The following is a 13,757-nucleotide window of genomic DNA, read 5'->3' as shown; positions in this document are numbered from 1 at the left end:
CTATGCATCAATAATTCTCAAAAGCTAATTAATGTTACGATAGATATCAAAACTATCATCTAGATTAACTCTCTTAACTTTCAAAACTCCTTTATCATAAACTTCAATATAATTGAACTTTCTAGATCCATTAATTTTTCTATAAACTGAAACCAAATCCCCAAAAGAATAATTCTGAACTTCAATAACATCAAAATTATTAAAAGTTTTTTTCTCTATTAAATTTTTTTGAATATTTAAAACAGAAACCTGTTTTGGCTTTAAACTTAACATATTAGGAAGCAAAATTGCGGGAATATTAGCCATTAAAAATTCATTAATACCTACATAATCAAAACTGTAATTAAAATTATCAAAAATCTCATACCGAAAAGCATCTAAAGCAAAAGTATATATATCTTTTTTCTCTGGATAACGAACCTCAATCATACTTACATAAGGATAAACAGAATAATTAACCTTATAATTAAGTAATGCATTCTCATAAAGGACAGGTACTTTATTTTTGAAATAAACCTTATTAAAATATTTTTTATCTAAATCCAAATCTGTATCCAAATTTATAGAATAATCCACTATTTGTGAAAAAAAACTTACCAAAACTCCATCCTCAAATACCACTACATTATTTTTATCACTCACAAAATAAATACCAGACAAATTTTTATAATGATTCAAAAAATCATCCTGTATATCAGGATCGCTTAACAAATCATAAAATATTTTATATGTACTTATTGTTTTAGGAGGATCGTTTTTAAACGACATATAAGCTTCATCAAGTGTTAAGAGCTTATATTTAAGTAAATACATACTCTGAAGACCGTTTAGTTTTTTACTCTTATTTTTTAAAAAAGTAAATAAAGCAATGGAATTAGACTCATTTAATTCTGTACCTTTAAAAATAAAATCAATATTATCACTACTAAAAAAAGAATCTTCTTTTAACTTAAGTTTGTTAAAAATACTTGAAAAAAACTTATCTTCCCTCAAAAACCATTTCAAGAATCTAAGATCATCACTATACCTAGAAAAAGAATTGGCTAAAACTTTACTAAAACTTCCATTAAAATCCCCAAGTTTACCAGAAGCCTCAAGTCTCATGTAAATCAAATCTTTATCATTTTGTAAATCTCCATCCAATTTATCATAAATAGCAATAATCTCCCTGTTTGCATCAACATTTTCATTCTGAGCTAAAATCAACGAAAAATATTTATAATACAAATCTCTAGGATTTACAAACGTAAAATTATTAATATCTATTGCAGCTCTCAACAAATAAATTTTATCTAACAATGAAATATCATCTCTCAATGAAAGTTCATAAAGAGAATCTGAGTTTCTTAAATTAAACTCAAGCGAGCCATAAAGCATATCAAGCCCTCTTTGAGTACCATCAAAATTTTTAGCATTAACAAGAAGAATTTCTGATATATCTTTGTGTATTCCTTTTAAACTAGCATTTAAATTTACTAAAAATAAAAAAAGAAATATAATTTTCAAGACAACCATAAAACCCCTTAAATCTCTCTTAAATTTTACCTACCCAGTAACGGTCTCTGGTTTAGACTCTCTTAAACTGCTCTCATAATCACTCTCAATGATTTCAAATCCCAAAAGCTCTCTTACTTCATTATCTGTCAACGTTTCCCTTGCAACTAAAGCTTCTGCAAGTTTCACTAACTGATCTTTATGTTTCATCAAAATATCAGAGGCTTCCCTTAAACATCCTTCAAGGATCCTCTTAACTTCCCTATCTACTCTATCAGCAGTATTCTCAGAATATGCTTTTGATTTAGAAAATTCTTTTGGAAGGAAAATCGGTGCTTCATCATCCACTAAAAATATTGGACCTACATCTTCCCCCATACCCCATTCTGTAACCATTTTCTTTGCCAAATTAGTAGCCTGCATTAAATCATTCTGCACACCGGCTGTAGTAAAGCCTAAATTAATCTGTTCACTAGCATATCCACCATAACATATCTTAATCTTATCAAGAATCTGATTTTTATTTATTGAAAGCCTATCTTCCTTAGGAAGAGAAAAAGCAACTCCAAGAGCCCTACCTCTAGGAATAATAGTAACCTTATGTAAAGGATCAGCATATTCAAGATAATAATGAAGCAATGCATGTCCGGCCTCATGATAAGCTGTTTCAAGTTTTTGCTTATCAGTAATAGTCATAGATTTCTTAGCAACCCCCATCAATATTTTATCTCTAGCTTCTTCCAAATCATGCATAAGGATCTCAGACTGATCATTCCTTGCAGCAATTAAAGCGCCCTCATTAATCAAATTCGCAAGATCAGCACCACTAACACCAGGAGTAGCTCGTGCTATTACCCGCAAATCAATTTCTTTTGAAAGTTTAGTCTTCCTGGCATGTATATTAAGTATTGCTTCTCTCTCTTTAATATCAGGAAGAGTCACTGTTACTTGCCTGTCAAACCTTCCGGGCCTAAGTAAAGCGGAATCAAGAACATCAGGTCTATTTGTTGCTGCCATCACAATTACATTAGTATATGTCCCAAAACCATCCATTTCAACTAACAACTGATTAAGAGTTTGCTCCCTCTCATCATGACCGCCACCAAGACCAGCTCCACGACTTCTTCCAACAGCATCAAGCTCATCAATAAAAATTATGCAAGGAGCATTTTTTCTGGCATTATCAAATAAATCTCTAACACGACTTGCTCCAACCCCTACAAACATCTCAACAAAATCAGAACCTGACATATGAAAAAAATTTACACCTGCTTCTCCAGCAACAGCTTTAGCAAGCAAAGTTTTTCCAGTCCCAGGAGATCCAACTAAGAGCACACCTTTTGGAATTCTTGCACCTATCTTTTCGAATTTTTTAGGATGTTTAAGAAACTCAACTACTTCACTAAGTTCTTGCTTAGCTTCTTCTTGCCCAGCAACATCTTTAAAAGTAACCTTATTTTTTCCTGCCTCATACTTCTGAGCATTGCTTTTTCCAAATGAAAAAACCTTGCCTCCCCCACCCTGAGTCTGACGAAATATAAAAAAGAAGAAAATAAAAAATAAGATCCATGGCAAAGTTTGGATAACAACACCTATTAAAGAAGCTTGACTCTTACCAGAACTTACCTCAACTCTCTTGGCTTTAAGCTCAGAGAGTAAATTAATATCAAAATAAGGAATATTAGTAAAGAAATAAGATTTTCCTAAATTTGAATTTTTGACAATAAACTGAATTTGACTCTTATCAATTATTACAGCCGATTCAACTAAACCACTATCTAAATAAGTTTGAAATGTACTATAAGGCACGTTCTTATAACTCTCTCCGCCCCGCATAAAATAAGACATGAATATTGCTAAAACCAAGAAAACTATAACAAGTACCAAAATCCAATTCTTATTTTTCTTTTTGTTACTAGATTTACCATTATTATTCAAATTATTATTGTTAATATTCATTCCTTTAAAAATCCTCCGAACAAAGATATATTAATTTTTTTAAGAATGCTCTTATCACTCCACATTAAGTTTAAAGTATTTAAATCAATAATTCCAATGATCTTACCATTTAACACTAACAACATCAAATAAAGTGGATTATATCTTACAAACTTAGAAAAGAACTTCTTTGATTGTAACTTATTTTTAAAAAATTTATGCCTAAACTCATAAGAACAACATCTCAATGTTAGTATAGAATTATCATTGCACTCCAAACATTTTAACAAAATCTTACCTAAAGATAAACTATGATATTCATTAACTCTCAAAAAAAAATCAAAAGGTTCACGCATCTCTTCAGCCTGTCTCAATATAAGGTTAACCTTATATTGACGTTTTTCTAAAACAAAATCATTAGTTCTAAGCAAAATTTTACTCTTTTTATTATCAAGATTTACCCTAAAAATCTCACCTAAAGCACCATACGATAAATTTGACACAATGCCTTCCAAATTTAAAAGCTTAAAAATACTCCTAAAAACCAAATATTTTGGCAAAATAAAAAAAGTTATAGCATCAAAGGAATAATAATAATTACCCTTACTGAAGGGAAGTAAATCCTTTTCATCAAAATAATTTACAAGCTCACTTGAAAAATCAGCTATTCTCCTCAAGCCCTTCTCATACCCCTTAAAAATTTTTCCAATAACGGGCATAAGATTATTTCTAATTCTATTTCTTAAATACAAATCTTCATTGTTAGTACTATCAACAGAACAAACAATATTATTTAAAGAAAGAAATTTTTCAATATCTGCTCTTGATACCTCAAGTAAAGGTCGGATAATCTTGCCATTGATAATTGGAATACCAGAAAATCCATCCAAAAATGAACCTTGAAAGAATCTCATCACCAAAGTTTCAAATTGATCATTTTGATTATGAGCAAGGGCAATATAACTAGCCCCATTTTCTTTAAGAGATTTTAATAAAGCATCATAGCGATATTTCCTAGCTAATTCCTCAATTGACATACCAAACTGCCTGGATACTCTCTTTATATCAATGCTACACCTCTTTATTTGAAAATTAATATTATGAAAACCACAAAACTTTTTTATATGTTCTATTTCCAGGTTTTGTTCGAACTCTGGTCTTAGACAATGTGCAAAATAAAATGCAACAATATTATTATTTAAATATTCTTTTAACCCCAATAATAAGGCAGTAGAATCTGCACCTCCAGAAAAAGCAACAATTACCTTTTCTTTGGTCAAAGAATTTTGAAAATAAAAATTTTCTATTTTTGTTAATATATTATTCCAAAACATCAAAAACTACTAGAATTAATAGTTGCAACTTTATGATCAAAATTAAACTCATCAATACTTATTATCTCTTCACTTAAAAAGTTAAACACATTTTCAATACGCTCAAGCTCACTACCCTCAAATTTTGAAAGAACAAAATCTTTAAGACTAAATTCATAATTATTTCCAACCCCGATATAAAGTCTACTATACTTAGTGCTTCCAAGATTCCCAGAAATAGAGCGAAGCCCATTATGAGTAGAAGTACCCCCTACCTTTCTAAGTTTACACTTTCCCAAAGGTAAATCAATATTATCAACCACAACCAATAAATTAGCTATTTTCATATAAAACTTAGCAAAAACAGAAGGCAAAATATTGCCACTCAAGTTCATATAAGTTAAAGGCTTAATTAAAACTATCCGCTTGTTTTCAAAATTAAAATCAGCGTATTCATAATTTTTGGTCTTTTGCAAAGAAAGAGCATTTTTTAAAACCAATTTATCTATAAACCCAAAACCAACATTATGTCTAGTATGCAAAAAATTAGACCCGGGATTGCCCAGGCCAACTATTAACAAATTCATAATTGTCTATTTTACAAATAAAATTGCCAAATTTTCATCCTCTTCAGAAAGTCTCACACCATCAGGAAGCACAATATCCTTAAAAATTACTTGATCTCCTTGCTTAACAGGAGTTAAGTCAACTTCAACAGATTCTGGCAAATCCAAAGGCAAAGACTTAACTTTAATTTTATTCCGAAGCACACTTAAAGTACCACCTTCCTTAACACCAACAGAAGCGCCTACAAATTTAATTGCAATATCTCTTTCAATATCCTTAGTCCTATCAACCTCATAAAAATCAACATGATAAATAAATCCTTTAGTAAGATTTTCACTCACATCTTTAATAAAAACACATTTTTCAACTGTTCCGTTACTTAAAATTAAAACAGTATTATCTGTAAATTTCGCAAACTTTTTATTAAACTCACCACTTTTAATTTTTATATGTAGAACATCACTTTCTTTGCCATATACAACAGCTGGTATCTCAGATTGTGAGCGTATTCTACGAGCACACAACGAACCAAAATCTAATCGATCTTCATATCTTAAAATCTTACTACTATCCACAATGAAACTCCTAATATAAAATACTGGGACGGAAGGATTCGAACCCTCGAATGCCTGGACCAAAACCAGGTGACTTACCACTTGTCCACGTCCCAAATACTTAATTATCCATAAGTCAAAAGAATACAAAATACAATACACTTTGTCAACAATATTTTTTAACCTAATTCGAGTTCAAGACTTGAAGGATTTTCTTTCACATATTCTTTAAAAATAGCACTCTGCAAAATTTCCCTAAAATTTTGATTAATAGGATGCACAATGTCCTTATACTCTCCGACCTTAGTTCTTCTATTAGGCATAACAATAAAAACACCTTTTTGCCCCCTAATAACCCTGATATTATGCAAAACTAAACAATCATCAAAAGTAACTGTCACATATGCTAATAACTTCGAACTGGGATTTTTATTATCAACTCTCCTAATTCTTACATCTGTAATATTCACTCCTAGGCCTCCATAAAATACATGTTTTAAATCTAGAATATTTTTAATTTTTTGTAAATAATTCTTGCGATATTTTTATTTTTTTTAATTAAATAACTCTCAAGGATAAATAACTTTTCCATTATCCCATATTTTTTCAAGTTCATAGTATTCTCTGGCCTTTTCACTCATTAAATGTATAATTAAATCTTCGCATAAAATAATAGTCCAATCATGAACAAAACCTTTATTTTCAGTATAATAATTAAAATCCTCTTCTTTAAAAAAAGTAACTAATTTGTCATAATATAAAGCCTCCATTTGTTTCAATGACGAACATGACACAATAACAAAAAAATCAGCCCAATTACAAACAGAACTAACATTAACACCTAAAACATTAATTCCACCAAAATCAGATATAATCTTGCATAACTTCTTAATATCACCTATTTTTAACATATCTCCCATCAAAATCATCTCCCAAAATGATTACTACATCAGGACTCATATCAGGCAAATCAAGTCCTAAAGCATCTATACGAAACTCAGAAATTGGTTTAATATTTCTTGTTTTAATTACATCCCCAACCTTAATAGCTATCTCTAAATTATCCGAATTATTAATTATCAAAGTACTAGAATAATCATGCCTATCTGCATTACCAAATCTTATAACCTTAAATTTGAAAGATTTAAAAATATCTGCTGCATTTTTTGCAAGTCCAGGAGTTTTAGTCCCATTTAAAACAACAACTTTGATTACTTCTTCATTTTTAGCTTTATCCATTAAATCTCTATTTAAATTTTCTATAGATTCCTTAAGCACTGCTCCCCCATAATAAGGAAAAACAACTTTGATTAAATTATCATCATTATCCTTAAATGTCTCTTCTTGCCCCTTAATATTAATGAAAATAAATTTTTCATTATTTATTTTATAATTAGCAAGAATATACTTAAATACGGTTTCAGAAAGATCAGTATTTAACATAAAATACATTTTAGCAAAATAATCATAATCCTCTTTAAAATCAGAAAATTGTGTCAAAATCTTTTTGAAAAATTCCTTAAAAAATTCAAATCTCTCATCGTAAGAAGCAACATCTCTGAAATAACTTAAATAATCATAAGACTTATCTCCATCAAAAACAGAATTTCCAGAGGGTATTAAGACAGGGCGCAGCAAGTTATATACTTTAACAGGATTTTTAACAAGAAGTCTCACCCCACCAATATAGTCAACAAATTTCACAAAATTACTCTTTTTAAAACGAATATAATAATCAGGTTCATGGTTTAACTGCCTAGATACTTTAGATAAAAATTCATTAAAGCTATTTTTTCTATACAAATCTTCAAACCAAGACACATTTCCCTTTAAATCCTCATAACCTGTATAAACAGGAATATCCACAAATCCAACATTCCCTGTTTTTATATTAATAAAAATTTCTTGCATACTTAAAAGATTTTTATTATCATCTTCTATAATAAACAAAAAACTAATATTACTTTTAGTATTCAATTCAAAATATATTTGTTCTCTTTTAGAACTATCTACAAAAAAAATTACAATACCAAGAACTATTAAAATAATTAAAACTAAAAAAAATAACTCTTTCCTCAATTATTTACCTTTAACATATAAATTATTACTTTTAATATATTTCAAAACATCAAGAGGAAGCAAATAATCAACAGGCAATCCCTGTTCAATCCTACTTCTAATCTCTGAAGAAGAAATAGGAAATATTCTATTATCAATGTAAACATGTTTAAACCTACTAACTAATCTTTCAGTATACATCCTATGAACCACTACAAGATTCACTGATTTTACTATTTTCTCTGGATTTTTCCATGAATCAAAACTTTGAAAAAGATCATCCCCAATTACCAAATAGATATCATCATAAACATACTTCTTCTTAATACAATCAATAGTATCAACGGTATAAGTTATACCGCCATTTACCACATCGCATTCATCAATAAAGATATTATTCTCAGATTGTACTGCCAATTCAAGCATTGCAATTCTATCTTTAACACTAATATTCTCAACACTCTTATGAACAGGTTTATGCGTGGGAATTAATAATACTTTATCAACATTTAAAAAATACTCTATCTCTTTTGCTAAAAACATATGACCAATATGAACAGGATTATAAGTACCACCTAATATTGCTATTCTCATAAATCTTCCATACTCATATTTAATTTAATATACTAATTCAAGCCTGAATAATATTTTAAGTTTCTAAAAAAGAAAAAGCAATGCCTTTAAGCTCCCGATAAAGCAAAAAGCTGACTAACAAGCTCATCTATTCCTCGATTATCATAAATAGAAATTCCTAAAACTATCTCATTATCTAAAGCTCTTTTTAACTGATTAAAATTTTCAATAGCACCCTCTAAATCAAGTTTATTAGCAACAATTATTCGCTTCTTACTTGCAAGTCTAACATTATATGCACTAAGCTCATTAACAAGAATGTTATAAGCATCCATAAAGTCACTAGTAGCAACATCTATTAAGAAAACCAAAATCTTGGTCTTTGAAATGTGTTTTAAAAAATCAAAGCCAAGTCCGATTCCTAGACTTGCACCCTTAATGATCCCAGGCACATCAGCAATCACTAAATCATTACAATAAGCTCTAAGAACACCAAGATGCGGAATTTTAGTAGTAAAAGGATAATCTGAGACTTTTGATCTTGAAGCAGTTATAGTAGAAATAAGAGAAGATTTACCCGAATTAGGAAGACCAACAAGTCCAATATCCGCTATTAATGCTAATTCAAGACGCAAATTCAAAATAGCGCCAGATTCACCAGGCTGTGCAAACCTTGGCGTCCGTTTTATAGAACTTTTAAAATTTACATTTCCAAGTCCACCTCTCCCGCCTTTTAAAGCAACAACTTCATCATCAAAGCCCTGAAGCTCAAACAACAAAGAATTGGTAACAGTATCATAAACACAAGTATTTGGAGGAACAAATATAACTAAATCTTTACCAGAAGCTCCGTTCCTTCTAGAACCCATTCCAGGCTTGCCATTATTAGCAAAAAGCTTCTGACCATTTTTATAAAGAGATAAGGTTCTAAGGTTTGCATTCACCTTAAAGATTACACTTCCACCTCTTCCGCCATCACCACCATCAGGACCTCCCTTGGCCTTAAATCTTTCACGCAAAAAAGAAACACATCCTGGACCCCCAGCACCTGAAGAGACAGTTATGTTTAAAGAATCCTTGAATGTATGCAAATCAACCTCAACTATAACAATATCAAATAATATTTATATATTTTCGACCCTTAGAAGTTTTAAACTCTACTATACCATCCTTTAATGCAAATATTGTATAATCCCTACCAAGCCCAGAATTTTTACCTTTATGAAATTTTGTACCTCTCTGGCGTACAATTATTTCTCCAGCTCTCACAAATTGCCCACCACTTCTCTTAACACCAAGCCTCTTAGATATAGAATCTCTTCCATTCTTAGAACTACCACCACTTTTACTTGTTGCCACTAGTCTCCTCCAAAATCAATTTAATATCACAAGGATACTCAAAGCATAAATCCTTTATACCTTGTATTAAAAATCTACTATAATAAAAAAGATTTTGCCTATCCAAATCTCCAAAAGAAGCCTCAAATTGTAAATAACCTCTTAGAGAATTATTTACAATAAAATTTTCCTTATCACAATCAAGAATACTTAAAAAAGTCCTCAAAATAAAGGAAAAAGAAGCACAAACTACATTAACATAATTATTTCCTCTAGCATGTCCATTAGCCAAAATATAAACAATTATATCATTCTGCGTCTTTATTAAAACATTAATCACTAACTAATAACTATATCATCAACCAAAACATAAGAATAAGACTGACGATGTCCAACCTTTCTCTCACTTGATTTTCGTCTCCTATACCTATAAGAAATAACTTTTTTATCTCTCTTATCTTCTATATAAGTACATTTTATACGAGAACCTAAAACATAAGGTTTCCCTATCTTTACATCTCCATCCTTCTCTACAAGCATTACACTACTAAATTCTAATTTATCACCTTCACTAGCTTTAATCTTATCTATCTTTAACATCTCCCCCATAACAGCTTTGTATTGCTTTCCCTTTATTTCCAATAACGCATACATAACAAACACCTCTCAATTCCAGATAAACATTATAAATTTAATAAAATTTAAAGTCAATTATTGAACCTCAATTAACTTATTTCATGTCACCCAATAGTAAATCGAAATATTTTATAAATAAATATTACAAATACTTAACAAGAGAACTTAAACTGTATTCCTGCAAAACATCCCTACCATTCATATTCACAAGTTCAATAAAACAAAATATATCTGATACTATCCCACCCGTCTTTTTAAGCAACATAGCAGCTGCCTTTAAAGTACCTCCGGTAGCTAAAATATCATCAACTAACAAAATATTTGAACGTTGCTTAACATCATCTTTATGTATCTCAAGACTGCTCACCCCATATTCAAGTTCGTATTCCTCTCTTAAGACTTGCCTTGGCAGTTTACCTTCTTTACGAATGAGCAAAAGAGGTAAGCCCATTTTTAAAGCCAAAGGCGCACCAATAAGATATCCTCTTGACTCAATAGCAGCAATGCAATCAATGTTTTTTGATAAATAAAAAGCATGTGTATCCTCAATTAAAGACTTATATGCTTCTGCTTCAAGTAAAACATTAGTAATATCATAAAAAAGTATACCTTCCTTTGGAAAGTTAGGAACTTTCATAATAAACTTATCATAATATCCCGTTTTATCTTTCATTAAGACTTCTCACAAAATTAAATATTTTTTATTTGATTTATTCTTCTGGAACAGGAGGATTTGGAACTATGCCTTCTAAATCTAATTTTGGAATCTCATCTTCTCTAGCTCTTATCCAAACTTTGCTCCTACCAAAAATCCATACCTTACCCTTAGTAATAAGATTACCTGTTTTTGGATCCACCCTCATTTCAGAGTTATAAATCTTGCCATTCTTAGGATCAATAATTTTACCCTTATCCCATTTGCCAGAAGCCTTAACATATTTAAGTCCCCACATAAAATCAAGACCTTCGGTACTTAAATGCTCAAAACCTACAACCTTATTACCAGAAGGATTATTAATATCATGCACCTTCCCATCCTTTATTACATTCAAAATTCTGCCATAAACTTTATCATTATACTTATAAACGTAAATTACAGAATTTTTAACATTCGTCGTCCCATCATATCCAACCCAATATCCCAAAACCTCACTACCGTCATTTTTATTATCTGTTTTGTCAGATTCTGCAAATGCAAAAAATGAGCAATAAAATAAAAGAATAATTTTAAACACATTCCTACTCATACAAACTCCTAAACTAGTCTCTAAGGCAATAATTTAAATAGATCGTGACAAAAAGTAATTATACATTTATTTTATAATTTTTGCAAAAAGCAGAATTTACTTAATTTACTTTCATAATTTAAATTATGAAATATAAGCTGATGTTTGGATCTCATTAAAACAAAATACACAGAACAATAAAGAAATTAGAATTGATATATAATAACTTTAGTGATAAAATTGTTGATATCAATAAATAATGGAGCTTTATGTGGTAAGAGGCATTTATACTGCTGCAAGTGGAATGATGGCACAAAGACACAAGCTAGATGTTATCGCAAATAATTTAGCAAATATTGACCTTACAGGATACAAAAAAGACTTATCTGTACATAAAGCCTTCCCTGAAATGTTAATAAGACGTATAAATGACGATGGTCTTTACAAATTTCCTAAAGGATACCTCGAAACAGCACCCGTGATTGGAAAACTTGGTACAGGCATTGAAGAGAATGAAATATATACCTCATTTGAACAAGGTCCATTAAAAATAACTGGAAATCCTCTTGACTTAGCATTAACTGGTGAAGGTTTTTTTGTTGTCCAAACACCAGAAGGTGAGAGATATACAAGAAACGGTTCTTTTACACTAGGACCAGAAGGAATGCTTGTTACAAAAGATGGATATCCTGTAATTGGAGAGAAGGGGTATATATATTTAAAAGATAATAATTTTAAAATAACAGATCAAGGACAAATATTTCACAACTCAACATTTGAAGGAAATTCCAAAAGGCTTGTAAGTGAATATGAAAATTCATGGGAAAACTATGAACTCCTTGATAACTTAAAGATTGTCAGTTTTGAAAAAACAAGATTTTTAAAAAAACAAGGAAGTTCACTTTGGAACAATACAGAAATATCTGGACAAGCTCAAAATATTGCAATAAATTCAAGGCCAAAAATTGAAACCGGTGCTTTAGAGGGAGCAAATGTAAACGCTATTAACGAAATGGTATCAATGATTACAGTTAACAGAGCCTATGAAGCAAATCAAAAAACAATACAAACCGAGGACTCACTTCTTGGTAAATTAATTAACGAAATTGGAAAATTTTAAGAGGGTTAGTTTATGATGAGAGCACTATGGACATCAGCCAGTGGAATGAAAGCGCAACAATATAATGTAGATACAATTGCTAATAATCTTTCAAATGTAAACACTACAGGATTTAAAAAGATAAGGGCCGAATTTGAAGATCTAATATACCAAACACAAAAAAGAGCAGGCACTCCCGCAACTGAAAACACAGTACGCCCTCTTGGCAATCAAGTTGGGCACGGAACAAAAATATCAGCAACACACAGAATTTTTGAACAAGGTAAATTGCAAGCCACCAATTTGAAAACCGATGTTGCAATTGAAGGTGACGGATTTTACAAAATTCTCCTACCAGATGGCACTTATGGATATACCAGAGATGGTTCATTCAAAATCGATGCAAATGGAGCACTTGTAACAAATCAAGGGTACAAATTATTACCGGAAATATCCTTTCCTGAAGAATACATACAAGATTCTATTAAAATATCTCAAGAAGGAATAATATCTGTAAGAGTTGATGGAACCCCTGATCCAATTGAACTTGGTCAGATGGAAATTGCACGATTTGTAAACCCAGCAGGTTTAAATGCGCTTGGAAACAATATATTCAAAGAAACCATTGGTTCTGGAGAAGAAATATCAGGAACTCCAGGAATTGATGGAATGGGCAGGCTAAGACAAGGTATCCTTGAAATGTCTAATGTATCAATCGCAGAAGAAATGGTAACGATGATCATTGCACAAAGGGCTTACGAGATAAATTCAAAAACAATTCAAACTTCAGATAATATGCTAGGAATTGCCAATAACTTAAAAAGATAGTGCACAAACTCACAAATAAGCTTATATTTTATCTATTTACAATAAATTTATCACAAATAATGCCTTATGACACCTGTTTTACAATGCCTGCTAACAAGATATACTTTTTCTCCAAAGAATACTCAAAAATGTG

General features: G+C 30.5%; 17 protein-coding genes and 1 tRNA gene. 2 read left to right on the top strand and 16 right to left on the bottom strand.

What is annotated here, in order from left to right; all coding sequences use genetic code 11:
• Positions 1-24 precede the first annotated feature (24 nt).
• The 16 genes from bcCo53_RS04000 to bcCo53_RS03925 all read right to left on the bottom strand — a co-directional run bounded on the left by bcCo53_RS04000 (position 25) and on the right by bcCo53_RS03925 (position 11,718).
• Complete coding sequence (locus tag bcCo53_RS04000; protein ID WP_028328131.1) at positions 25-1,515, bottom strand: hypothetical protein; 1,491 nt, start codon at positions 1,513-1,515, stop codon at positions 25-27.
• Between the two features lie 30 nt (positions 1,516-1,545).
• The gene (gene ftsH / locus bcCo53_RS03995; RefSeq protein ID WP_025408356.1) at positions 1,546-3,453 is read right to left on the bottom strand and encodes an ATP-dependent zinc metalloprotease FtsH; all 1,908 of its coding nucleotides are present in this window, start codon (positions 3,451-3,453) and stop codon (positions 1,546-1,548) included.
• A complete protein-coding gene (tilS, locus tag bcCo53_RS03990; protein WP_038364685.1) occupies positions 3,450-4,766 on the bottom strand; it encodes a tRNA lysidine(34) synthetase TilS in 1,317 nt (438 codons plus the stop codon). Before tilS ends, ftsH begins: the two co-directional genes overlap by 4 nt.
• A complete protein-coding gene (gene pth / locus bcCo53_RS03985) occupies positions 4,766-5,332 on the bottom strand; it encodes an aminoacyl-tRNA hydrolase (RefSeq protein ID WP_025408355.1) in 567 nt (188 codons plus the stop codon). The genes tilS and pth overlap by 1 nt, the downstream gene beginning before the upstream one ends.
• Positions 5,333-5,338: 6 nt before the next feature.
• Positions 5,339-5,887, bottom strand: coding sequence for a 50S ribosomal protein L25/general stress protein Ctc (locus bcCo53_RS03980; protein ID WP_025408354.1), 549 nt, complete (start codon positions 5,885-5,887; stop codon positions 5,339-5,341).
• A 23-nt stretch (positions 5,888-5,910) separates the two neighbouring features.
• A tRNA-Gln gene (locus tag bcCo53_RS03975) sits at positions 5,911-5,982 on the bottom strand.
• Positions 5,983-6,045: 63 nt separating this feature from the next.
• Positions 6,046-6,336, bottom strand: coding sequence for a septation regulator SpoVG (spoVG, locus tag bcCo53_RS03970; protein WP_025408353.1), 291 nt, complete (start codon positions 6,334-6,336; stop codon positions 6,046-6,048).
• A 99-nt stretch (positions 6,337-6,435) separates the two neighbouring features.
• On the bottom strand, positions 6,436-6,786 hold the full coding sequence (rsfS, locus tag bcCo53_RS03965) for a ribosome silencing factor (RefSeq protein ID WP_025408352.1): 351 nt from the start codon (positions 6,784-6,786) through the stop codon (positions 6,436-6,438).
• Complete coding sequence (locus bcCo53_RS03960) at positions 6,761-7,945, bottom strand: LCP family protein (RefSeq protein WP_025408351.1); 1,185 nt, start codon at positions 7,943-7,945, stop codon at positions 6,761-6,763. Before bcCo53_RS03960 ends, rsfS begins: the two co-directional genes overlap by 26 nt.
• On the bottom strand, positions 7,946-8,518 hold the full coding sequence (gene nadD / locus bcCo53_RS03955) for a nicotinate (nicotinamide) nucleotide adenylyltransferase (protein WP_025408350.1): 573 nt from the start codon (positions 8,516-8,518) through the stop codon (positions 7,946-7,948).
• A gap of 86 nt (positions 8,519-8,604) precedes the next feature.
• Entirely contained in the window at positions 8,605-9,588 is a 984-nt protein-coding gene (gene obgE / locus bcCo53_RS03950) for a GTPase ObgE (RefSeq protein WP_025408349.1), read from the bottom strand.
• Positions 9,589-9,610: 22 nt separating this feature from the next.
• Positions 9,611-9,856, bottom strand: coding sequence for a 50S ribosomal protein L27 (gene rpmA, locus bcCo53_RS03945; protein WP_025408348.1), 246 nt, complete (start codon positions 9,854-9,856; stop codon positions 9,611-9,613).
• The gene (locus bcCo53_RS03940) at positions 9,843-10,175 is read right to left on the bottom strand and encodes a ribosomal-processing cysteine protease Prp (protein ID WP_025408347.1); all 333 of its coding nucleotides are present in this window, start codon (positions 10,173-10,175) and stop codon (positions 9,843-9,845) included. Before bcCo53_RS03940 ends, rpmA begins: the two co-directional genes overlap by 14 nt.
• A complete protein-coding gene (gene rplU / locus bcCo53_RS03935; RefSeq protein WP_025408346.1) occupies positions 10,175-10,489 on the bottom strand; it encodes a 50S ribosomal protein L21 in 315 nt (104 codons plus the stop codon). Before rplU ends, bcCo53_RS03940 begins: the two co-directional genes overlap by 1 nt.
• A gap of 124 nt (positions 10,490-10,613) precedes the next feature.
• Entirely contained in the window at positions 10,614-11,144 is a 531-nt protein-coding gene (locus tag bcCo53_RS03930) for an adenine phosphoribosyltransferase (protein WP_025408345.1), read from the bottom strand.
• Between the two features lie 37 nt (positions 11,145-11,181).
• Complete coding sequence (locus tag bcCo53_RS03925; protein ID WP_025408344.1) at positions 11,182-11,718, bottom strand: DUF2147 domain-containing protein; 537 nt, start codon at positions 11,716-11,718, stop codon at positions 11,182-11,184.
• A gap of 250 nt (positions 11,719-11,968) precedes the next feature.
• Here bcCo53_RS03925 and flgF point away from each other — a divergent pair, with 250 nt between their 5' ends.
• Both flgF and flgG read left to right on the top strand, forming a co-directional pair.
• Positions 11,969-12,817 carry a flagellar basal-body rod protein FlgF gene (gene flgF / locus bcCo53_RS03920; protein ID WP_025408343.1) on the top strand — a complete coding sequence of 283 codons (849 nt, stop codon included), beginning with the start codon at positions 11,969-11,971 and terminating at the stop codon, positions 12,815-12,817.
• Positions 12,818-12,829: 12 nt separating this feature from the next.
• A complete protein-coding gene (gene flgG / locus bcCo53_RS03915) occupies positions 12,830-13,624 on the top strand; it encodes a flagellar basal-body rod protein FlgG (RefSeq protein WP_025408342.1) in 795 nt (264 codons plus the stop codon).
• Positions 13,625-13,757: the final 133 nt, after the last annotated feature.

It is taken from the genome of Borrelia coriaceae (assembly GCF_023035295.1).
Classification (GTDB): Bacteria; Spirochaetota; Spirochaetia; order Borreliales; family Borreliaceae; genus Borrelia; species Borrelia coriaceae.
This window is presented reverse-complemented; position numbering and strand designations above follow the sequence as displayed.